This is a genomic window from Kluyvera ascorbata (assembly GCF_023195735.1).
GTDB lineage: Bacteria > Pseudomonadota > Gammaproteobacteria > Enterobacterales > Enterobacteriaceae > Kluyvera > Kluyvera ascorbata.
Map to the genome: position 1 here is coordinate 4,339,230 of NZ_CP096201.1, position 21,318 is coordinate 4,360,547.

The 21,318-nt window shown below is 54.6% G+C and carries 21 protein-coding genes; 19 read left to right on the forward strand and 2 right to left on the reverse strand.

Annotated features, from left to right (window positions below; all coding sequences use genetic code 11):
• The first annotated feature begins 195 nt into the window (after positions 1–195).
• The 15 genes from MY052_RS20735 to MY052_RS20805 all read left to right on the forward strand — a co-directional run bounded on the left by MY052_RS20735 (position 196) and on the right by MY052_RS20805 (position 13,730).
• Entirely contained in the window at positions 196–972 is a 777-nt protein-coding gene (locus tag MY052_RS20735; RefSeq protein ID WP_035893344.1) for a threonine/serine exporter family protein, read from the forward strand.
• Complete coding sequence (locus tag MY052_RS20740; protein ID WP_035893345.1) at positions 963–1,436, forward strand: threonine/serine exporter; 474 nt, start codon at positions 963–965, stop codon at positions 1,434–1,436. The genes MY052_RS20735 and MY052_RS20740 overlap by 10 nt, the downstream gene beginning before the upstream one ends.
• A gap of 114 nt (positions 1,437–1,550) precedes the next feature.
• Complete coding sequence (gene dnaT, locus MY052_RS20745) at positions 1,551–2,090, forward strand: primosomal protein DnaT (protein WP_035893347.1); 540 nt, start codon at positions 1,551–1,553, stop codon at positions 2,088–2,090.
• A gap of 2 nt (positions 2,091–2,092) precedes the next feature.
• The gene (gene dnaC / locus MY052_RS20750) at positions 2,093–2,830 is read left to right on the forward strand and encodes a replicative helicase loader DnaC (RefSeq protein ID WP_035893348.1); all 738 of its coding nucleotides are present in this window, start codon (positions 2,093–2,095) and stop codon (positions 2,828–2,830) included.
• Positions 2,831–2,898: 68 nt separating this feature from the next.
• The gene (locus tag MY052_RS20755; RefSeq protein ID WP_035893349.1) at positions 2,899–3,390 is read left to right on the forward strand and encodes a YjjA family protein; all 492 of its coding nucleotides are present in this window, start codon (positions 2,899–2,901) and stop codon (positions 3,388–3,390) included.
• 185 nt (positions 3,391–3,575) lie between these two features.
• Positions 3,576–5,870 (forward strand): phosphatidylglycerol--membrane-oligosaccharide glycerophosphotransferase, encoded by a 2,295-nt coding sequence (opgB, locus tag MY052_RS20760; RefSeq protein ID WP_248537764.1) that lies wholly within the window; start codon positions 3,576–3,578, stop codon positions 5,868–5,870.
• Positions 5,871–6,051: 181 nt separating this feature from the next.
• Positions 6,052–6,693 (forward strand): EAL domain-containing protein, encoded by a 642-nt coding sequence (locus MY052_RS20765; RefSeq protein WP_248537765.1) that lies wholly within the window; start codon positions 6,052–6,054, stop codon positions 6,691–6,693.
• Positions 6,690–7,226 (forward strand): helix-turn-helix transcriptional regulator, encoded by a 537-nt coding sequence (locus MY052_RS20770; protein WP_035893355.1) that lies wholly within the window; start codon positions 6,690–6,692, stop codon positions 7,224–7,226. The genes MY052_RS20765 and MY052_RS20770 overlap by 4 nt, the downstream gene beginning before the upstream one ends.
• 228 nt (positions 7,227–7,454) lie before the next feature.
• Complete coding sequence (locus tag MY052_RS20775) at positions 7,455–7,949, forward strand: Csu type fimbrial protein (RefSeq protein ID WP_227675111.1); 495 nt, start codon at positions 7,455–7,457, stop codon at positions 7,947–7,949.
• 2 nt (positions 7,950–7,951) lie between these two features.
• Positions 7,952–8,707: a fimbrial biogenesis chaperone gene (locus MY052_RS20780; protein WP_202216566.1), complete on the forward strand. Its 756-nt coding sequence runs from the start codon at positions 7,952–7,954 to the stop codon at positions 8,705–8,707.
• Entirely contained in the window at positions 8,691–10,904 is a 2,214-nt protein-coding gene (locus MY052_RS20785) for a fimbria/pilus outer membrane usher protein (RefSeq protein ID WP_248537766.1), read from the forward strand. The genes MY052_RS20780 and MY052_RS20785 overlap by 17 nt, the downstream gene beginning before the upstream one ends.
• Positions 10,895–11,863 (forward strand): Csu type fimbrial protein, encoded by a 969-nt coding sequence (locus MY052_RS20790; protein WP_248537767.1) that lies wholly within the window; start codon positions 10,895–10,897, stop codon positions 11,861–11,863. Before MY052_RS20785 ends, MY052_RS20790 begins: the two co-directional genes overlap by 10 nt.
• A gap of 107 nt (positions 11,864–11,970) precedes the next feature.
• Positions 11,971–12,720, forward strand: coding sequence for a winged helix-turn-helix domain-containing protein (locus MY052_RS20795; RefSeq protein WP_248537768.1), 750 nt, complete (start codon positions 11,971–11,973; stop codon positions 12,718–12,720).
• Positions 12,717–13,193, forward strand: a complete 477-nt coding sequence (locus tag MY052_RS20800; protein ID WP_202216570.1) for a hypothetical protein — start codon at positions 12,717–12,719, stop codon at positions 13,191–13,193. Before MY052_RS20795 ends, MY052_RS20800 begins: the two co-directional genes overlap by 4 nt.
• A gap of 21 nt (positions 13,194–13,214) precedes the next feature.
• Positions 13,215–13,730 (forward strand): GNAT family N-acetyltransferase, encoded by a 516-nt coding sequence (locus MY052_RS20805; RefSeq protein WP_248537769.1) that lies wholly within the window; start codon positions 13,215–13,217, stop codon positions 13,728–13,730.
• A gap of 27 nt (positions 13,731–13,757) precedes the next feature.
• Here MY052_RS20805 and tsr read toward each other — a convergent pair whose 3' ends face one another.
• Positions 13,758–15,425, reverse strand: a complete 1,668-nt coding sequence (gene tsr, locus MY052_RS20810; protein ID WP_035893368.1) for a methyl-accepting chemotaxis protein — start codon at positions 15,423–15,425, stop codon at positions 13,758–13,760.
• A gap of 195 nt (positions 15,426–15,620) precedes the next feature.
• Positions 15,621–16,631 (reverse strand): Ldh family oxidoreductase, encoded by a 1,011-nt coding sequence (locus MY052_RS20815; RefSeq protein ID WP_248537770.1) that lies wholly within the window; start codon positions 16,629–16,631, stop codon positions 15,621–15,623.
• Positions 16,632–16,928: 297 nt separating this feature from the next.
• Here MY052_RS20815 and btsT point away from each other — a divergent pair, with 297 nt between their 5' ends.
• The 4 genes from btsT to MY052_RS20835 all read left to right on the forward strand — a co-directional run bounded on the left by btsT (position 16,929) and on the right by MY052_RS20835 (position 21,263).
• Positions 16,929–19,079 carry a pyruvate/proton symporter BtsT gene (gene btsT / locus MY052_RS20820; RefSeq protein WP_035893371.1) on the forward strand — a complete coding sequence of 717 codons (2,151 nt, stop codon included), beginning with the start codon at positions 16,929–16,931 and terminating at the stop codon, positions 19,077–19,079.
• A 108-nt stretch (positions 19,080–19,187) separates the two neighbouring features.
• Positions 19,188–19,391: a YbdD/YjiX family protein gene (locus MY052_RS20825; protein ID WP_035893372.1), complete on the forward strand. Its 204-nt coding sequence runs from the start codon at positions 19,188–19,190 to the stop codon at positions 19,389–19,391.
• A gap of 10 nt (positions 19,392–19,401) precedes the next feature.
• Positions 19,402–20,355, forward strand: a complete 954-nt coding sequence (gene yjiA, locus MY052_RS20830; RefSeq protein ID WP_248537771.1) for a GTPase — start codon at positions 19,402–19,404, stop codon at positions 20,353–20,355.
• 362 nt (positions 20,356–20,717) lie between these two features.
• Positions 20,718–21,263 (forward strand): YfaZ family outer membrane protein, encoded by a 546-nt coding sequence (locus MY052_RS20835; protein WP_248537772.1) that lies wholly within the window; start codon positions 20,718–20,720, stop codon positions 21,261–21,263.
• Positions 21,264–21,318: the final 55 nt, after the last annotated feature.

Consider the following 21,318-nt stretch of genomic DNA (forward strand, 5'->3'; position numbering starts at 1 on the left):
GAAAAAGAAGGCCATAATCCGTTCAAAAATTGCACTTTTGAACAGTTTTACGAAAGTGTGGGCAATATCAACTCTCAGACAAAAGCGGTGTGCCGCTGAATTTTTGCACATTACTTGATCCTGACCGGATAGCCCTCCCGCACTCTTCGGGTAAAAGTAGGTCATGACACAGGCGTACTCGATACCAGGGCCATTATGGAAGTAGATCAGTCAGAACAACGCATCGTTACGCGGCTATGCATTCAATGCGGTCTTTTTTTATTGCAGCATGGGGCGGAAAGCGCCCTGGTCGAAGAGCTATCAACGCGCCTGGGACGCGCACTTGGTATGGACAGCGTCGAAAGCGCAATCTCGTCGAACGCCATCGTGCTGACGACGATTAAAGACGGGCTATGTCTGACCTCTACGCGCAAAAATAGCGACCGCGGCATCAACATGCACGTGGTAACCGAAGTGCAGCACATCGTTATCATGGCCGAGCACAAATTGCTGGACCATAAAGATGTCGGCAAGCGCTTTGCGCAGATTAAGCCGCTGCGCTACCCGCGCTGGCTGGTTGTACTGATGGTTGGCCTCTCCTGCGCCTGCTTCTGCAAGCTCAACAACGGCGGCTGGGACGGCGCGTTCATCACCTTCTGCGCCAGCACCATCGCCATGTATATTCGCCAGCTACTCACGCACCGTTCGATGCATCCCCAGATTAACTTTGGCCTGACCGCCTTTGTGGCCACCACGGTATCGGGGCTTATGCTGCAACTCCCCGCATTCCACCAGACCTCAACGGTTGCCATGGCGGCGAGCGTGCTGCTGCTGGTGCCGGGTTTTCCGTTGATTAACGCCGTCGCCGACATGTTCAAAGGCCACATCAACACCGGTCTGGCCCGCTGGGCGATTGCGAGCTTACTCACGCTCGCCACCTGCGTTGGCGTGGTGATGGCCATGACCTTATGGGGGCTTCGCGGATGGGTGTGATTCATTTTATTTACTTGCTGGCGCAGGATGCGTTGCTGTCAGCCATTCCTGCCGTCGGGTTTGCGATGGTCTTTAACGTCCCGCAGCGCGCTCTGCGCTGGTGTGCGCTACTTGGGGCTATCGGCCATACCTCGAGATTTGCCATGATGACCGCCGGGTTTAATATCGAATGGGCCACCTTCCTGGCGGCGATGCTGGTAGGCAGCATCGGCATTCAGTGGTCACGCTGGTATCTGGCGCATCCGAAAATCTTTACCGTCGCTGCCGTCATCCCCATGTTCCCGGGGATATCGGCCTATACCGCGATGATTTCTGCTGTAAAAATCAGCCACTTTGGCTATTCCGAAGATCTGATGATCATGCTGCTGAGCAACTTCCTTAAGGCATCATCCATCGTCGGCGCGCTCTCCATCGGGCTATCCATTCCAGGGCTGTGGCTCTACCGCAAGCGTCCGCGGGTGTAAGGAAAACGGCGGTACGGGAAGTGCCGCCCATCGCGTACCTTGTGCTACTATGTGCAGTATTACGGCGGTTATCCCGCCCCCTTCCCGTTGTTTTTTCAGTATTGAGATTGTGTTATGTCTTCTCGTATTTTAACGCCTAACGTGATCGGAATTGACGCTTTCGTCGCCGATCCTGCAGCGATTCTTGCGCAAACACAGGGCGGCGCGCTCGCCGTGTTTGCCAATAATCAGCCTGCGTTCTATGCCATTACGCAGGAACGTCTGGCGCAACTCCTGGCGCTGGAAGAAAAGCTATCCCGACCGGGTAGCGACGTGACGCTGGACGCACAATTTTTTGAAGAGCCGACGCCAACCCCGATTGCGGTTCCAATGGGGAAATTTGCGATGTACGCAGGCTGGCAGCCCGATGCCGAGTTCCTGCGCCTTTCCGCGCTGTGGGGTATCGCTTTAAGCGAACCCGTTACGCCGGAAGAGCTGGCCGCTTTCGTCGCCTACTGGCAGGCTGAAGGGAAAGTGTTCCATCATGTACAATGGCAGCAAAAGCTGGCGCGCAGCGTACAGATGGGCCGAGCCAATAATAACGGTCAGACGCGCCGTGATATCAACACCGTCAGCGAGCCTGACAGTCATATTCCACCGGGTTTCAGAGGTTGAGCATGAAAGACGTTGGTGAATTAATGAAGCGCCTGCAGAAAATGATGCCGGCGCATATCGAACCGGCATTTAAAACCGGCGAAGAACTATTGGCCTGGCAAAAAGAGCAGGGCGAAATCCGCGCCGCAGCGCTGGCGCGTGAGAACCGCGCCATGAAAATGCAGCGCACTTTTAACCGCTCTGGTATTCGTCCGCTGCATCAGAACTGTTCATTTGATAACTACCGTGTTGAAAATGAAGGCCAGATGAACGCGCTGGCAAAAGCGCGACAGTACGTGGAGGAGTTCGACGGTAATATCGCGAGCTTTATCTTCTCTGGCAAACCGGGAACCGGAAAAAACCATCTTGCCGCAGCCATCTGTAATGAGCTGCTGCTGCGCGGAAAATCGGTACTGATCATCACCGTTGCCGACATTATGTCGGCGATGAAAGAAACCTTCGGCAATCGGGAAACCAGCGAAGAGCAGCTGCTAAGCGATCTCAGCAATGTCGATCTGTTGGTGATCGATGAGATCGGCATGCAAACCGAATCGCGGTATGAAAAAGTGATCATCAATCAGATTGTCGATCGACGCTCTTCGTCTAAACGCCCGACCGGCATGCTGACGAACAGCAACCTTGATGAAATGAATAAGATGCTGGGCGAGCGTGTGATGGACCGCATGCGTCTTGGTAACAGCCTGTGGGTCATTTTCAACTGGGACAGTTATCGCAGCCGCGTCACTGGCAAAGAGTATTAAGATAAATCCGGCGAATGATAGGCGTATACTCATCACGCCAACTTTTAATAGCACACACGAGTACACCCATGAAATCAGTAAAATCGATGCTTTGCCGAGTTATTATTGCCAGCGCGTTTGTTTCTACCGCTGCGGGCGCCGTATCGTTAAATGATCTGAGCAGCGCGGCTACCCAGCTTACCGGCGGTAGCAGCACGTCGCAGACTGGCGGCACGTCTCTCTCTTCGCTCACCAGCCTGCTTAACGGCGGTAGCCAGTCTCTGAGCTCCAGCAGCATGAACAATGCCGCCGGGATCATGGGCTACTGCGCGAAAGAAAAACTGGCTTCCGTGACCAACGTGGACAACGTGAAAAACCAGGTACTGGATAAACTGGGCCTCAACACGCAGGCAGAACAGAAACAGGATACCGGCTATATGGACGGTATTCAGGGTCTGCTCAACGCGAAAGATGGCCAGAAACTGGACCTTGATAGCCTGGGCAACACCGAACTGGGCAAAAAAGTGAAAGCAAAAGCCTGTGATTTTGTACTGAAACAAGGCGTTAGCTTCATTTCTTAATATTATCTCTGCGGCGAGCGCCCGCTCGCCGCAAAATTACCCGCACAAAAAACGCTCATTTCTAAACCAATTCCGAATAACAGCACACTTTCGCTACGATAGAATTGCAGACAGATGACGGCACAATTACATTGTGAAGTTAATTTCTGTTCAGCCAGCACATCTGGCGCAGTTGAGGACGTGTAGTGTCAGAGTTGTTATCCCTCGTACTTTTTCTTGCTTCCATTGCAATCTATGCGTGGAAAGCGGGACGAAATAAATGGTGGTTTGCCGCTACCTTAACGGTACTGGGCCTGTTTGTGGTCCTGAATATCACCCTGTACGCCAGTGACTACTTCACAGGTGACGGGATTAATGACGCCGTTCTCTACACATTAACAAACAGCCTGACGGGCGCTGGCGTTGGGAAATATATCCTGCCGGGTGTTGGCCTTGTGGTTGGGCTTGTCGCCGTCTTCAGCGCGCTCGGTTGGGTGCTTCGCCGCCGTCGACATCATCCTCACCATTTTGGCTACAGCCTGATAGCGCTGGTTCTGGCCGTCGGCTCGGTGGATGCCAGCCCGGCGTTTCGTCAGATTAGCGAACTGGTGAAATCCCAGTCCCGCGACGGTGACCCTGACTTCTCGGCCTACTACAAAGAGCCATCGAAAACGATTCCTAAGCCGAAGCTGAATCTGGTTTATATCTACGGCGAAAGCCTGGAGCGAACCTACTTCGACGATGAAGCCTTCCCCAACCTGACGCCTGAGCTGGGTGCGCTAAAAAATGCGAGCCTCGATTTTAGCCACACCATGCAGCTGCCCGGAACCGACTACACCATCGCCGGTATGGTCGCTTCACAGTGTGGCATTCCGCTGTTTGCACCGTTCGAAGGCAACGCCTCCGCCTCGCTGTCGAGCTTCTTTCCGCAGAATATCTGCCTTGGCGATATCCTGAAAAACTCCGGCTACGAAAACTACTTCGTGCAAGGTGCCAACCTGCGCTTTGCCGGGAAAGATGTGTTCCTGAAGTCGCACGGCTTTGACTATCTGTATGGCGCAGAAGAGCTGAAAACGACCGTCGACGACCCGAACTATAAGAACGACTGGGGCTATTACGATGACACCGTGCTGGATGAAGCATGGAAGAAATTCGAATCGCTCTCCCGTGAAGGCAAGCGCTTCTCGCTGTTTACCCTGACCGTGGATACCCACCACCCGGACGGCTTTATCTCGCACACCTGCAACCGTAAAAAATATGAGATTGGCGGCAAAACTAACCAGTCGTTCAGCGCAGTGACCTGTAGCCAGGAAAACATCGCGGAATTCATCAATAAGATCAAAGCGTCGCCGTATTTTAAGAACACCATTATCGTCGTCTCTTCTGACCATCTGGCGATGAAAAATACCGCCTGGGATTACCTCAACAAGCAGGACCGTAGCAACCTGTTCTTTGTAATTCGCGGCGACCAGCCGGACGAGCAGGACGTGCTGGCAATGAAGCGCAATACCATGGATAACGGCGCGACGGTGCTGGATCTGCTCGGCGGCGATAACTTTATCGGCCTTGGCCGCAGCAGCCTTTCTGGGCAGTCGCTCTCGGAAGTATTCCTCAATATGAAAGAAAAGGTACTGGCCTGGAAGCCGGACGTTATTCGCCTGTGGAACTTCCCGAAAGAGATCAAAAATTTCTCTATCGATTCCCAGAAAAACATGATTGCTTTCTCCGGCAGCCATTTCCGTCTGCCGCTGCTGCTACGCGTTTCGGATAACCGCGTTGAGCCGTTGCCGGAAAGTGAGTATTCCGCACCGCTGCGCTATCAGTTGGCAGATTTCGCCCCGCGCGATAACTTCGTCTGGGTCGACCGTTGCTACAAAATGGGCCAACTGTGGTCGCAAAACCTGTCGCTCTCTACCGACTGGTGCGTATCTCAGGGTCAGCTTGGCGGCGAGCAGAAAGTGCAGCACGTTGATAAAGCGCAGTGGAAAGGCAAAACCGAGTTTAAAGACACGGTGATCGACATGGTGCGCTACAAAGGTAACGTCGACTCGCTCAAAACCGTCGATAACGATATTCGCTATAAAGCGGACAGCTTTATCTTCAACGTCGCGGGCGCACCGGAAGAGGTGAAAACCTTCAGCGGGATTTCTCGCCCTGAATCATGGGGGCGCTGGTCTAACGCCCAGCTTGGCCAGGAAGTGAAGATTGAATACCAGCACCCGCTGCCGAAGCGTTTCGACCTGGTTATTACCGCCAAAGCTTTCGGGCCAAATGCCGATAAGCCTATCCCGGTCCGCGTCGGTAACAGCGAGCAAACGCTGACGCTGGGCCACGACGTCACCACCACCACCCTGCACTTTGATAACCCTGCTGACGCCAACACGCTGGTGATTGTGCCGCCTGACCCGCAGTCAACCAATGAGGGGAATATCCTCGGCCATTCGCCACGTCAGTTGGGGATTGGCATGGTCGAGATTAAGGTGATTAACGCCGAAGGGTAAAATCAGTGCACTTTCATAGGGGGCACACCGCCCCTTATGAAAGCATATAAAGCTTTATATCATTTATAAACCAGTTAAAATAACCATATAAATTCAATTTATATTTATAAATATACCAACAAAATAAGATTATCTAGCATTTACCAACACACAAATTATTGGTAAACATTGCTGCGTAATCATGCTCACAGGGTATAAATTCGAATCCATTCGCTTCTTAGATGATGAAAATATCGTCGCCTGGGAAGTCCTTTCCACCGCACCGTCGCAAATTAACCTTGAGCATTTTTTCAGCACAATGGCACTGGAAGCCAGGATCACGCTTTTCTTTGCCCAACTGAAGTACGTGCTCAGCACTCCTGCTTCTGGCAAGTACTACCTGAACGCCAACGCCGATGTTCTACTTACACCCGATTTTTTACAGCGCCTCAGCGAACAGCGCGGCACGCTCGAGAAGATTGCAATTGAGCTGACTGACCTGGAGCAACTGCCCCAGCTTTCACCGGCTGAAAGCCAGCAGCTCCGCATGCGTATTGCCGCACTGCGGGAGATGGGTATCGCGGTCTGGGCTGATGATGTTCATGACGACATTCTGCCCTGCCTGGTCGAACAGGATTATCGCTTCTCTGGGGCCAAAATCGATAAACATGCGTTCTGGACAAGCCGCGAATGCAAAGAGCCGTTTCTCAAACTTGCCCGGTTATGCAAAAACATAGCCGATGAAGTCCTTGTCGAGGGAATTGAAACCCTTGCCGACTATCAATTAGCTCGAGATTCACACGCTAATTATGGCCAGGGATTTTTATGGAATAAATCGTCATGATGTACCCACCGTATCAACTGGTTATCTTGAGCAACAACTATTTCCTCTGGCTTGGTTTAAAGCATGCCCTGCCTTTTATGATTAACCCAGCTCCAACGCCCCAATGGTTTAATCTGGAGAACGATGACAGCGTATTTAAATTACGCGAGAAGATCCTCAACGATAATAGCGAATCAAAATGGCTGATCGTGACCGAGCACAATCGGGTAGAGGAAGTTCAACAATGTCTACCGCCGGAACGGGCCTGTGTCTTCAGCGACAAGCTCTCGCTAAAAATGATGAGCCAGCAGCTTAAAAAACCGGAGTTTCGCCGAACGCTACGCAGAGAAGCACCGCTAACGCACGCTGAAATCCACGTTTGCTTGTTGATAATCATGGGATATTCACCCTCAGACATTGCCAATATGCTGCATAAATCACCGAAGACAATTTATACCCATCGCCGCAATGCAATGACGAAATTTCACTGTAATTCGCTGGCTGAATTACATCGAAAAATTCGCATAATGAATAACAGTTCACTGCATCAGTAATGACTTAAAGAAATCATAAGCAATGAGAAGTAAAGATTACCACGGCGTTTCTCGACGGAAATAAACCGGAAACGCGCAATGAACATTTTAATTACATTATTCGGAATAGGCTGAGATTTGACGGATAAAAGTATCCTTCTGTAGGGGCTGATTTTAGTATCTGCGCGAATACCACTCAGAAATATGCTTATTCCATGACTGCATCAATTTATCTATTGGAGCTTATCTATGAAAAAGATGCCTATCGTCATTTTCAGCTTGTTTTGCATTATTCCGCACGCCGCTCTGGCAGACAGCCCTGCTACCGCAACCATGCATGTTTCGCTGGAAGTATTGAAGTCCTGTACGCTGCAGACCAACGATCTGAATTTCGCCAGTCACGGTTCTGACGAATCCAGTGAAATCAATACCTCCACCCAGCTTAGCGTGCTGTGCACCAACGGCACGCCGTTTACCCTTTCAGCGGCAAGCAGCGATAGCGAAAGCGACGGTACCTTCTGGCTGAAACCTGAAGACAGCAGCGTTGGGGCACAAAACATCGCCTATAAACTGTATGCTGACGAAGGTAAAAAAACGCCGGTGAACGCCAGCGGAGGAATTGAAGGCACCGGCACTGGGCAAACACAATCCGAAACCATTGTCGGCGTTATTGAGGCGGGCGCACTGACCAACGCCAAAGCCGGGTTGTACAGCGATGATGTCACCCTGAATCTGGTGTATTAAACATGCGCCGTTTCTCTCTTTTTGCCCTATTCTGGCTAGCCATTCTTTCCTTGTTCACCCACTACGCGCACTGCGCCACCCTACAGGTAGCGCCGGTGATGCTGAATCTTACTGCCTCCCAACGCGCCGGCGCGCTGTATCTCACCAATACCGGGGACCAGGCTATTCATGCGCAAATTCGTGTCTACGACTGGACGCAGTCCTCAGGAAAAGATGTCCTGACGCTGACCAATGAAATCGTCAGTAGCCCAGCGGTGACGTCGTTAGCGCCTGGGCAGCGCCAGTTGGTACGCATTGTGGTTCTCAATCCCGTTGCCCATCCTCAAGAGCAGAGCTTTCGCCTGCTGGTTGATGAGCTTCCCCGCGACCACCTCAACGCCCTCAGTCAAAACGGCGTCCATTTCCTTTTGCGTTACTCCATACCGCTCTTTATCGCTCCACAGGAACCCACCAAAGTAGACGAAACGGCGCAACTCTCCTGCCAACAGGAAAACCAGGACGTGTGGTGTCAGAACACGGGCAATAGCCATATCCGTATGAGCAACGTCCAGGCCATTGCCGATAACGGGCAGGTCGTCGATACGCTCTCAGGTCTGGCAGGGTATGTGCTTCCAGGAAAACAGTTTGCGCTGCCGTTCAAACGCAGCCACCGCGATTCGCTCTCCTCTCTGCGCGCTTATCTGAATGAACATACTCAAGCCAGTCAGCTCAGCGTGCATCCTGCTGCTGTGGTTAATCGCAATGCCGCTCCACGCTGAGCCGCCCGCTGAATCCACGCAGTATCTCTCCATTACCGTTAACCGCTATCTTTACGACGGGCTATGGCCCATACGCGTAGACAACGGCGCGTTGTGGATGAGCGCTGAGGATGCCGTCAGGCTGGGAATATCAGCGCCGAAAGCGAACGCGTCGTGGATTAATCTTTCGACGGCAAAGCACATTCAGGTCAACTACGATAGCCTACAACAACAGCTAGCCCTGACGCTTCCCGAAAGCGAACTCACCCATGTCCAGCATCTGGACGCACAGCCAAATCATGCCCGCGATGCGCTCCCTCAGGCCGAGGAGATGGGCAATCTCACGTTGGATTACTCGCTCTATTCCAGTGAAACCGCCACGCTCAAGCAAACCAGCTTACAAAGCCAGCTCCAGACCTCCGGTTGGCTTCCGGGTCAGCTCAGCAACAGCACAAACAGCCGTTTTCAACGCGGAGACAATGCAGAAGCGGCCACGCATACCCGGCTCATGACAACCTGGCAGTATGATTTCCCTACCTGGCTCGCCAGCATAGCCATTGGCGATAGCGTGACGACAGGGGTGAGCTGGAGTCGTCAGGTGCGATTTGGCGGGCTGCATCTGGCACGAAATTTTCAACTCGATCCGCAGCTGAATACCGCGCCACGCACGGCGTTCAGCGATAGCGTCGCGCTACCGTCTACGGTCGATTTGTATATTGATGGGCTGCAACAAAGCCATCAACAGGTGACGCCTGGGAATTACATACTCAATACGCTCCCTACCTTCTCAGGTAGCAGTCAGGCTCAGGTGGTGATCACCGATATAAACGGTCAGCGCCGGGAAGTTACGCTCGATTTATATGGTGCGCCAAATATGCTGGCACAGGGTATCAGCAGCAGTTCGCTGGATATCGGTTGGCTGCGTCAACGCTATGCCGAGCGTTCAAACGACTATGCCGCCTCACCCATGCTGGATGCGGGCTGGCGCTACGGCTTCAACAACAGTCTGACCCTCAGCGCCCACACCGAACAACACCACGACGTACATAATCTGGGCGCGTCGGGAGACTGGCTGCTCTCTCCACTCGCGGGCATTGTCAGCAGTCATCTTGCGGGCAGCCAAAGCCCGCAGGGAGAAGGCGTAAAGTGGGGGTTCGGCTACCAGTGGAACGGACAAGGGCTAGGGCTTGCCGCCAGCACCAGCCGCAGCAGCGAGCAATGGACGGATATTGCGCGTCTTTCCGGTAGCCTCCCGGTGAGGCGCACTGACAACATTTGGCTCAGCCAGACGCTGTCAGGTTGGGGAACGCTAGGAGCAGGATGGGTGCGACAGGATAGCGCACGTTACCTGAATGCCAGTTGGTCAAAATCCTTTAACAACCGCGTCTCCACTACGTTCGCTTTTACGCATGCGCTGAGCTCTGGCGACAAAACGATTCAACTGATGCTGTCGGTTCCGCTTGGCCGTAAAGACACGGTTTCACTGCAGATGAGCAATCAATCAACGCGCGCGGACTATCGCCATCAGCCGGATTATCAGTCAGGTGGCTGGTCATGGCAGGTCAGCCAGAATAACGCCAGTACCCGACAGCAGCACGCTGACCTTGGCTATCTGAGCCAATACGGCGAGTGGCATATGGGTATGGACCGTGATAATCAAAGCAATAATCGCTACCTCAGCGGAGAAGGTTCCTTCATATTGCTGGACTCACACCCCTACGCCTTACGCTACAACCGCCAGGGAATTGCGCTCATCACCACCGATGGCATCAGCGGTGTCCCCATTGCGGTCGAAAACCGTCCAGCAGGCAAAACGGATGACAACGGCTTCTTACTGCTGACGGATTTGCCCCGTTATCAAAAGAGTAAAATTTCGCTCGACCCGCTGGATTTGCCGCCTGAAGTCGTCACGCCGCTGACGGAAATGCGGGCAACGCCCGGGCAGAGTGAAGCCGTAAAAGTCGATTTTCAGGTTCATCGCTCATCTCTGGTCAGTGCCCAGGTTGTGGATCAACAGCACAGGCCACTGCCCGTCGGCAGCCTCGTAACCTTTGGCGATAACCAATCCATCGTCGGGCGCGACGGCTTTATCTGGCTGGAAAGCCCACCGATGCCCGGCGCACTGCAAATCCAAACCCCGTCAGGGCGCTGTGAAGTCGCCCTCCCCGCGGCAGAGGGCAGAACAACAATCAATCTGGGAACCTTGCTGTGTCATTAAAAATCCCCCTCGCCTTAGTCCTTCTCCTTTGCGCGGGTTTTCTGTGCCGCCCCGCTCACGCCTCAAATTGCTGGATAACCCAGGGGGAAACCTCCGCATTTGGCACGCTGGTCACCGGCAGCGGCAGCACGACGCACGCGAACGTTAAATTCAGCTGTTATGCCGATTATGGCGAAACGCGTTACTTTAAGGTCTGCCTGAGCAGCCTGGATACCTCGCCGTTTAAAATGACCTCAAACGGCGATGAAGAAGGTAAGCAATACACGATGCTGTTTCGCCTCTACAGCGCGCTTGATACCAGCCAGGAACTGACCTCACAGGCATCGGGACGCGCGCTACAAACCTCGCTGACGGCGGAGGGAAACCAGGTCGTCAGCGGGACGTTCCCACTTCAGGCATCCATACCGGCCGGGCAGAGCAACCTGCCGGTACGCAGCTATTTTAACTATACGATGGGCTTGAGACTGACCTGGAACAGCGCAACGAGCACAGCTTCGCTGCCCGGCTGTCAGGATGGCGAGAATGAAGGGGAAGCCATCGACAACTCGTCCAGCGCCAGTGCTACGCTGTCTGACAGCTGTTTTATCCAGAGCGTGACGCCGCTCGATTTCGGTACAGTCAACAGCACCTCACTGATGTCACGCATCTCCTCAACGGCCACCATTCGCTCCCGCTGCCCGGTCGGCACGCATTACTCATTGGGGATAAGCGCAGGTGAACACGCTTCAGGGAGCCAGCGGCAGCTCTGTAACGATAGTCATCAGTGCCTACAGTACGCGCTGTGGCAGGATGCTGGCACAACCATACCGTGGGGAGAGCAGACGGGCAGCAACACGCTGGAGGTCACGCACGAGGACGGAAACGTGCAGAACTTCACCGTCTACGGCACCGTGCCTCCACAAACGCTGAGTGGCACTGGCCTGTTCAGTGACGACGTCGTGATTACGCTTACTTATTAATCAAAAATGGGGCGAGCCGGATCAATGTTACCGATAACAAATCAAGCTAAAATGTCTATACCTACGTTAACGTCGTTTTTTTACCCGATCCGGATCGCCTGAAAACCATGAAATATCTGCTCGCGAACGTCCTCGTTTATGACAACGAGGATGGTTCACTGACATTACAAAACGATCCCGACCCGGAAAGCCAGGTGTTAACCTGTACGGCGCAAACTATCCTCAATCTGCTGATTGCCCACCACGGCATGGTGGTCGAACGCGAAACGTTCCTTGAACAAGTCTGGGACGAGCGCGGGCTGCGTGGTTCCAGCAACTCGCTCAATCAGTACATCAGTATTTTGCGTAAGATTTTCGCCACGCTGGTGCCCGACAGCCTGTTTATTGTCACCGTGCCAAAAGTCGGATTTATGCTCAGCGCGGATGTTACTCTCACGCCGCTCACTCCCCTTCCGCCGCCACCGGTGTTAACGAGTGAAAAAGCCTCCCGTCCGAGAAAATGCACCGCCGTATACGCGATAGTCACCCTCATCGTACTGGCGCTTTGCAGCACCGCGATCGTCTGGAAAAACCGGCAACAGCAGGCCGATCTCTATTTGTTAGAGCATATCGGCAACTGCCCAGTCTATACCCTCGCGCCGCTGGCGGATGTCTTCAGGGAGCAGGCTAAAAAGCTTATCGCGCAGATTCAAAAAGACGGGGCCTTTTCATGTCTGAATCACTCCATTTTTTATGCCCATATTCAGGCTCCTTTACTGTATGGCGATGAAGGTCGCCTGGTGCTCTCCCAATGCTCCCAGTTTCTCGGCAAAGCCAGCGCCTGCCAGACGCTCTATTACTACGAGTGGCAAAAGTGAAAAAGCACAAACGACTCATCGGCTTTATCTTACTTAACCTGCTGATTATCCTTGCGGCTTCACTGTGGGTAGGTAGCACCACGCGCCTCTCTATGACCTGTCAGGGCAGCCTGACCTATAAAGACAGCCATCAGGACAACCATTTTTCATTTGAAGGAATGGTGGTCATGCACTTCGCGCCGGATGGCACCGGCTATATCAACATGAACGGCGAAGTATTTAACGATGGGCAACATGCTAAAGTTTCGCGCCAGGAGAGCTTTGACTGGCACTACGTACATGAAACGTTTTACGAACTGCACATCAAGCAGCTTGAAAAGCTTGGTCACGACAACGTGCCAGCGGGAGTCTTTGAAAAATACGCGCTGGGTATTACCCCGGGCCAGAAACGGCTGTTGAGCATCCGCAAAACACCGGATAATGCGATGATTATCAGTAATTTTTATTCGCCGATTCTCGTTTGTGCAGGTTAACGGCGGGCTATACTTCCTTCCATGATAAATACCGTTCGCCCGACAACCTCTGCGGATATTCCCGCACTACCTGTAATTGAACGCGCCGCCGGGCAGCGCTTTCAGCAGGCGCCCGGACTACAATGGATTGCACAAGGTCCCGTCATTTCTGTGGATTGCCATCAGCATTACGCGCAGCAAAAGATGAGCTGGGTGGTAGAGCACAACGATCAACCCTGTGGTTTTCTGCTAGCACAAGCGCAGAGTTCAACGCTCTTTATTGTCGAAATATCCGTGCATCAGGCCTGTCAGGGATTGGGGTTAGGCCGCCAGCTTATAAGCTATGTCGCCGCACAGGCCAAGGCACAAGGTTTCACGTCGCTGACGCTGACGACCTTCCGGGATGTGCCCTGGAACGCGCCGTGGTATGCCCGAATGGGGTTTGAGATACTGCCGGAAGACTCGCTGAGTACCGCGCTTCGGCAGAAACTGATGCAGGAAGTGGCGCACGGCATGGCGTATGAATCACGCTGCGCCATGCGCCTGATGCTGAACTAATGCGCCCGGACAGAGGCGCATGTTATATCAGAAGGTTTCCCAGTTTTCCCCGGTATCGGTCGCTGCGGCTTTACGCAGGCTGCCAGCTACCGGCGCATTCACCGCGCTGACGGGTTCGCGTGCGGCGCTTGCCTGGCTTTGCTGGATACGGAATACGGCAACCGCCTGAGTCAGTCGGCTGGCCTGTTCTTCCAGCGCGGCGGCGGCGGCGGCAGACTCTTCCACCAGCGAGGCGTTCTGCTGAGTCACACGATCCATTTCCGATACGGCCAGACCCACCTGGTCGATACCGCGGCTCTGTTCATCCGATGCGGAAGCAATTTCGCCCATAATATCGGTCACGCGGGTCACCGCGTTAACGATTTCATCCATGGTTTCGCCCGCGCTTTCTACCAGCGTAGAACCGAGGTCGACGCGGTTTACCGAGTCTTCAATCAGACTCTTAATTTCCCGCGCTGCCTGGGCGCTGCGCTGCGCCAGGTTACGGACTTCACCTGCGACCACCGCAAAACCGCGACCCTGCTCACCGGCGCGTGCGGCTTCCACCGCGGCGTTCAGCGCCAGAATGTTAGTCTGGAAGGCAATGCCGTCAATCACGCTGATAATATCGGCAATTTTCTGCGAACTGGCGGTGATATCACGCATGGTTTGCACCACGTTATCCACTACTTTTCCGCCCTTCTGCGCGGTTTCCGACGCGCTAAGCGCCAGATGACTCGCCTGACGGGCGTTTTCGGCGTTCTGCTTCACGGTAGCGGTCAGCTCTTCCATACTCGCTGCCGTTTCCTCCAGAGAAGCCGCCTGCTGCTCGGTACGTGAAGAAAGGTCGTTGTTACCCATGGCGATCTCGCTCGCGCCGCTGTAAATCGCGTCGGCCCCCTGACGAACTTCGCCCACGGTACGTGCCAGCTCGCCCTGCATATGGCGCAGAGAATGTGCCAGCTCGCCCATTTCGTTGTCGCTTTCCACGTCGATGCGTTTGACCAGGTCACCGCCCGCAATGTGGCGAATGCTGTCGATTAAACGATTCAGTGGTGCGATAAGCGTTTTACGTACGCCAAGCCAGACGGAGATAATCACCGCCAGCACGGCGATCATCACGCTGAACAGGATCCACATGGCCTGAGTGTAAGAGGCGTTGCTGTCGTTGACCGCCAGATCGTACAGGCTGTCGTTCTGCTGCAGGTAGTTGACGTAAGCCTTCTCAAAACCGTCCTGATACCCCTGGGTCGGCTGGTCGAAGAAGTCGTTGATTTTACCGGCGCCCAGCAGTTTGATGAGCTCGGCCAGCGCGCCGTGGTAAATATCGTAGTTACGCTGAATTTCCAGCGCCGCCGCTTCGCTTTGACGCGGGTCACGCGGCATCGCTTCGTACTCAGCCCAGCGTTTTTCCGCTTCTGACAGCGATTTCGTGGCAATCTGCATCAGTTCAGCAACGGTGGAACCGCTGCCGATATTGTTCTGATCCATCATGTATCGGATCCCGGCGCGGTTCAGGGTGTTACGGGTTTGCAGCAAAGCCACCCAGCTCCCATTCAGCCCTGACTGCTGCTGACGCACGGTTTGCAAAATGGTGAAGTTCTCTTTGTCGTGCTTTAAAGAGTTAAAGAACAGGCCCCCTGATGCCAGCTGTAACAGGCCAAACAACACCAAAACCAGCACAAGGCTAGTGACGATTTTTATACGTTTTAACATGTTTCTCTTTCCTCCGGACGAATAACGAGTTTTCGGCGTGGAAAAGAAAAACTTTATAGAAATTGTGACTATTAATACGGGTAGTGGCACGATTTTGCATCAGTGGTCGGTATTCCCCGGGGTCGGCGTAAACGCCTCGCCCGGGCTACAGAAACATGGTAGCCCGGCCAAGCGGAGCGCCGCCGGGGAAACTCGTTATCTGCGCAGCGCGCAAATCTCATCGTACAGGCCGCGGGACACTTCCAGCCCCTGCTTCTCACTTTGCTCACGCGCCAGATAGCGTCGCTCGCCCGGCAATCGTGCGCCCTGTGATTGCATGCCGCTAAACAGCGTCTCGGCGCGCGCCAGATGCGCCTGGGCCTCACCGCCCAGAAAACGCTGCGGGTCCAGCGCCAGAATCAGCTCACCGCCATACGGCAGGCCGCCCGCGCCGTTATCCCACGCCAGCGATTCGGCGCTGGTCATATCGCCAATCAGCGGACCGGCAAACAGCTCCACCATCGCCGCCAGCGCCGAGCCCTTATGGCCGCCGAAGGTCAACATCGCCCCATCCAGCACCGCCTGTGGATCGGTGGTCGGCTGACCGTCGCTATCAATTCCCCACCCTTGCGGAATCGCTTTTCCCGCCCGCTGATGCAGCTGAATCTCACCGCGCGCCGCCGCGCTGGTCGCCATATCAAAAATAAACGGCGGCTTCTCGCCGCGCGGCCAGCCGAACGCAATCGGGTTGGTGCCAAACAGCGGCTGGGTGCCGCCCGCCGGGGCCACCCACGCGTGGCTTGGCGTGCAGGCATAACCCACCAGCCCTACGTCGGTCAGCGGTTCCACGTCGGCAAACAGCGCGGAGAAGTGCACGCAGCGGTTAATCGCCAGCGCCGCAATCCCGCACTGGCGGGCTTTTTCAATCAGGAGAGGCAGCGCCTTTTCATAGGCACAAAGCGAATACGCCCCGTTGGCATCCGCCTTCACGATTGCAGGTGCCTGGTCAACGACCGTTGGCTCCGCATCCGGCGACACCTTACCTTTACGCAGGGTTTCCACAATGCCCAGCAGGCGCCACAGGCCGTGCGAAGCGCAGCCGTCGCGCTCGCCCGCGGTCACGTTGCGCGCAATGGCATCGGCATGAGGGGCTGAAAACCCGTTTGAAATGAGGACGTCGAAAGCCAGTTGGTAGGCATCCTTGAGCGCGATGTTGATAGTTGTCATTGTTGTTCTCCATATTGTAGGGCTGGCGTATAGGGTAGACGGATGCGAGAAATTTAATCAGCTTAACATAGTGATATACATCACATTTTCACCGTTATCCCGTCATGATAGAAACCACTCACCGTCATTTCTGACCGCTTAGCCATCGCTTTCAACCGCTCACCCATTTACCCAACTTTACGCGCGCGTATCTCTGGCAAGCTTGTCATCAGCATAACGGTCAATACCTCCTCAAACCAAACTCAAAACAACGGCAGCTTCGGCTGATTATTCATCCTATTAGAACCAGGTTTTACTATGGATACGAAAAAGCTATTCAAGCACATACCCTGGGTGATTCTCGGAATCATCGGTGCATTTTGCCTCTCGGTCGTCGCCCTGCGCCGCGGTGAGCACGTCAGTGCCCTGTGGATCGTCGTCGCGTCGGTTTCTGTTTATCTGGTGGCGTACCGCTACTACAGTCTGTACATCGCCCAAAAGGTGATGAAGCTCGACCCCACGCGCGCGACGCCAGCGGTCATTAACAACGATGGCCTGAACTACGTGCCGACCAACCGCTACGTGCTGTTCGGCCACCACTTCGCCGCTATCGCCGGTGCAGGCCCGCTGGTTGGGCCGGTACTCGCCGCGCAGATGGGCTACCTGCCGGGTACCCTCTGGCTGCTGGCAGGCGTGGTGCTCGCGGGTGCCGTACAGGACTTTATGGTGCTGTTTATCTCCACGCGCCGTAACGGTTCGTCACTGGGCGAAATGGTCAAAGAAGAGATGGGCCGCGTGCCGGGCTCCATTGCCCTGTTCGGCTGCTTCCTGATTATGATAATCATCCTGGCGGTGCTGGCGCTGATCGTGGTGAAAGCCCTGGCAGAAAGCCCGTGGGGCGTGTTTACCGTCTGCTCCACCGTGCCGATTGCGCTGTTTATGGGTATCTACATGCGCTTTATCCGCCCGGGCCGCGTCGGCGAAGTGTCGGTGATGGGTATCGTGCTGCTGGTCGCCTCTATCTACTTCGGCGGCGTGATTGCCCACGACCCGTACTGGGGCCCGGCGCTGACCTTTAAAGACACCACCATCACCTTCGCGCTGATTGGCTACGCCTTTATCTCTGCTCTGCTGCCGGTATGGCTGATTCTGGCACCACGCGACTACCTCGCGACCTTCCTGAAAATCGGCGTTATCGTTGGCCTGGCGCTCGGCATCGTGATCCTCAACCCGGATCTGAAAATGCCAGCCGTGACCCAGTACATCGACGGTACCGGTCCACTGTGGAAAGGCGCGCTGTTCCCGTTCCTGTTTATCACCATCGCCTGTGGCGCCGTTTCTGGCTTCCACGCGCTGATCTCCTCCGGCACCACGCCGAAGCTGCTGGCGAACGAAAACGATGCGCGCCTGATTGGTTATGGCGCGATGCTGATGGAGTCCTTCGTGGCGATTATGGCGCTGGTTGCGGCGTCCATCATCGAACCGGGCCTCTACTTCGCGATGAACACGCCTCCGGCGGGCCTCGGCATCACCATGCCAAACCTGCATGAGATGGGCGGCGAGAACGCGGCGCTGATTGCCGCACAGCTAAAAGATGTGACCATTCACGCTGCCGCCACCGTCAGCTCCTGGGGCTTCGTGATTTCGCCAGAGCAGATCCTGCAAACCGCAAAAGACATCGGCGAGCCTTCCGTATTGAACCGCGCAGGCGGCGCGCCAACCCTGGCGGTCGGTATTGCGCACGTGTTCCACAAAGTGCTGCCGTGGGCGGATATGGGCTTCTGGTACCACTTCGGTATTCTGTTCGAAGCGCTGTTCATCCTCACCGCGCTGGACGCCGGTACCCGTGCGGGTCGCTTTATGCTGCAAGATTTGCTCGGTAACTTCGTTCCGTTCCTGAAGAAAACCGACTCGCTGGTCGCTGGCGTGGTTGCGACGGCGGGCTGTGTCGGTCTGTGGGGTTATCTGCTGTATCAAGGCGTAGTCGACCCACTGGGCGGCGTGAAGAGCCTGTGGCCGCTGTTCGGTATCTCTAACCAGATGCTGGCCGCCGTGGCGCTGGTGCTCGGCACCGTCATCCTCGTGAAGATGAAACGCAGCAAGTACGTGTGGGTGACCATCATTCCGGCAGTATGGCTGCTGATCTGCACCACCTGGGCGCTGGGCCTGAAACTGTTCAGCACCAACCCGCAGATGGAAGGCTTCTTCTTCATGGCTAGCCAGTACAAAGAGAAGATTGCTGCTGGTGGTGAACTGACTGCACAGCAGATTGCCAACATGAACCACATCGTTATCAACAACTACACCAACGCAGGCCTGAGTATTCTGTTCCTGGTGGTGGTGTACAGCATCATCTTCTACGGTTTCAAAACCTGGATGCAGGTGCGCAATAGCGATAAACGTACCGACAAAGAAACGCCGTATGTGCCGGTACCGGAAGGCGGCGTGAAGACCTCTTCACACCACTAATCCACCAAACCCTCCCTCTCCCTCCGGGAGAGGGCCAGGGTGAGGGAAAACGAGTTCCCCAGCCCGATAGAGAGAACCTCGTCGGGCTTTGTCTTATCAGGATGGTCTATGTTTGGTAACTTAGGGCAAGCTAAAAAATATCTCGGTCAGGCGGCAAAAATGCTGATTGGCATTCCGGATTACGACAACTACGTCGAACATATGCAGACCAACCATCCGGATAAACCGTACATGACCTACGAAGAGTTCTTCCGCGAGCGCCAGCAGGCGCGCTACGGCGGCGATGGAAAAGGCGGCATGCGCTGCTGTTAAAGGAGACATCATGGCACCGATTGCAGTTACCCTACTTACCGGTTTCCTCGGCGCGGGCAAAACCACCCTGCTGCGCCACATCCTCAATGAACAGCACGGCTTTAAAATTGCCGTGATTGAAAACGAATTCGGCGAAGTCTCCGTCGACGATCAGCTAATTGGCGACCGCGCCACGCAGATTAAAACCCTGACCAACGGCTGCATCTGCTGCACCCGCTCTAACGAGCTGGAAGACGCGCTGTTAGACCTGCTCGATAACCTCGACCAGGGCAACATCAGTTTCGACCGCCTGGTGATTGAATGCACCGGTATGGCCGACCCCGGCCCCATCATCCAGACCTTTTTCTCCCACGAGGTGCTGTGTGAACGCTATCTGCTGGATGGCGTAATTGCGCTGGTCGACGCGGTGCACGCCGACGAGCAGATGAACCAGTTCACCATTGCCCAGTCGCAGGTTGGCTACGCCGACCGTATTCTGCTGACCAAAACCGACGTCGCCGGTGAGGCCGAAAAGCTGCGCGAGCGTCTGGCCCGCATCAACGCCCGCGCGCCGATTTACACCGTCACCCACGGCGATATCGACCTGAATCTGCTGTTCAACACCAACGGCTTTATGCTGGAAGAGAACGTCACCTCGAAGCCGCGTTTCCACTTTATGGCCGACCAGCAAAACGACGTGTCGTCGATTGTGGTCGAACTGGATTACCCGGTGGATATCAGCGACGTCTCCCGGGTGATGGAAAACCTGCTGCTGGACTTCGCCGACAAGCTGCTGCGCTACAAAGGGATGCTGTGGATTGACGGCGAACCGAACCGCCTGCTGTTCCAGGGCGTACAGCGTCTGTACAGCGCCGACTGGGACAGGCCGTGGGGCGATGAAGTGCCGCACAGCACGCTGGTGTTTATTGGCATTCAACTGCCGGAAGCAGAAATTCGCGCGGCATTCGCCAGCCTGAAAAAATAGCCCGTAGCCCTGCCTGAATCACGCCCCCTCCGCCCGGAAGGGGGTAATTAAATGCGTAGAAATGTAAATATCCATTTTTATTCATGACAATCGGAATGCTTTCGGAAACTATTAGAAAGACAATTAATTCACTGCCAACCAATATCCCCCGCTCCGTTCAAGGTACGTTTAGCCAAAAACTAAACGGGCGCTAAACATCAAAACGCTAATCATTGACGCTGGTAAAAACAAACATACAGGCAACAAAAAAACACCATGCCCACTACAATTCCAGTATTAAAAATCGACATGAGTCACATTTGCAGAAGTAAAATCCACTTGTTAAGGTGTCATCAGATTAATTTTATGACGAGGAATAAACCATGAAAAAGCTTAATATCCTGCTCCTATCCGCTCTGACCGCCGTATCCGGTTCCGCACTGGCGATGGGCGGTAGCCTTGAGCAGGGTAAAAACTTTACCAACCTGAATCTGGAAATGGGTAAATCCTCATCCGGCCTGTACGCAGAAAGCAACTGGCTGAAAAACACCGACGACGGCACCCAGACCGGCGGCGTGGGCGCAGGCTATAACCTGGAAGTCGGCCCAGTGATGCTGAACGCAGGCGCGAAAGCTATCTACATCGGCCCGAAAAAAGGCGATAACGGCGTGGCGTTCCCTATCGGCGGCGGCGTTAGCGTAGCCCTGACCGACAACATCCACGTCTTTGGCGAAGGCTATGCCGCGCCGGAAGGCCTGAACAACAGCGTGAAAAACTACGTTGAAGCCAACGGTGGCGTAAGCTGGTCGCCAATTTCACTGGTCACTCTGAAAGTGGGCTATCGCCACGTCAGCGTTGACGGCAAAGACGGCCGTCCAAACCACACGCTGATTGACGGCGCTTACATTGGCGGCGGCGTAAACTTCTAACGTTACCCACTTCCCAAAAAAACCTGCCAGATGGCAGGTTTTTTTATGGCTGCCG

Coding starts and splice junctions, on each gene's coding strand:
- MY052_RS20740 (WP_035893345.1), top strand. CDS start 963: ATGGGTGTGATTCATTTTATTTACTTGCTGGCGCAGGATGCGTTGCTG.
- MY052_RS20735 (WP_035893344.1), top strand. CDS start 196: ATGGAAGTAGATCAGTCAGAACAACGCATCGTTACGCGGCTATGCATT.
- MY052_RS20785 (WP_248537766.1), top strand. CDS start 8,691: ATGCCGCTCCACGCTGAGCCGCCCGCTGAATCCACGCAGTATCTCTCC.
- btsT (WP_035893371.1), top strand. CDS start 16,929: ATGGATACGAAAAAGCTATTCAAGCACATACCCTGGGTGATTCTCGGA.
- MY052_RS20805 (WP_248537769.1), top strand. CDS start 13,215: ATGATAAATACCGTTCGCCCGACAACCTCTGCGGATATTCCCGCACTA.
- MY052_RS20795 (WP_248537768.1), top strand. CDS start 11,971: ATGAAATATCTGCTCGCGAACGTCCTCGTTTATGACAACGAGGATGGT.
- MY052_RS20825 (WP_035893372.1), top strand. CDS start 19,188: ATGTTTGGTAACTTAGGGCAAGCTAAAAAATATCTCGGTCAGGCGGCA.
- MY052_RS20780 (WP_202216566.1), top strand. CDS start 7,952: ATGCGCCGTTTCTCTCTTTTTGCCCTATTCTGGCTAGCCATTCTTTCC.
- MY052_RS20765 (WP_248537765.1), top strand. CDS start 6,052: ATGCTCACAGGGTATAAATTCGAATCCATTCGCTTCTTAGATGATGAA.
- MY052_RS20815 (WP_248537770.1), bottom strand. CDS start 16,631: ATGACAACTATCAACATCGCGCTCAAGGATGCCTACCAACTGGCTTTC.
- MY052_RS20775 (WP_227675111.1), top strand. CDS start 7,455: ATGAAAAAGATGCCTATCGTCATTTTCAGCTTGTTTTGCATTATTCCG.
- MY052_RS20755 (WP_035893349.1), top strand. CDS start 2,899: ATGAAATCAGTAAAATCGATGCTTTGCCGAGTTATTATTGCCAGCGCG.
- tsr (WP_035893368.1), bottom strand. CDS start 15,425: ATGTTAAAACGTATAAAAATCGTCACTAGCCTTGTGCTGGTTTTGGTG.
- dnaC (WP_035893348.1), top strand. CDS start 2,093: ATGAAAGACGTTGGTGAATTAATGAAGCGCCTGCAGAAAATGATGCCG.
- MY052_RS20835 (WP_248537772.1), top strand. CDS start 20,718: ATGAAAAAGCTTAATATCCTGCTCCTATCCGCTCTGACCGCCGTATCC.
- MY052_RS20770 (WP_035893355.1), top strand. CDS start 6,690: ATGATGTACCCACCGTATCAACTGGTTATCTTGAGCAACAACTATTTC.
- yjiA (WP_248537771.1), top strand. CDS start 19,402: ATGGCACCGATTGCAGTTACCCTACTTACCGGTTTCCTCGGCGCGGGC.
- dnaT (WP_035893347.1), top strand. CDS start 1,551: ATGTCTTCTCGTATTTTAACGCCTAACGTGATCGGAATTGACGCTTTC.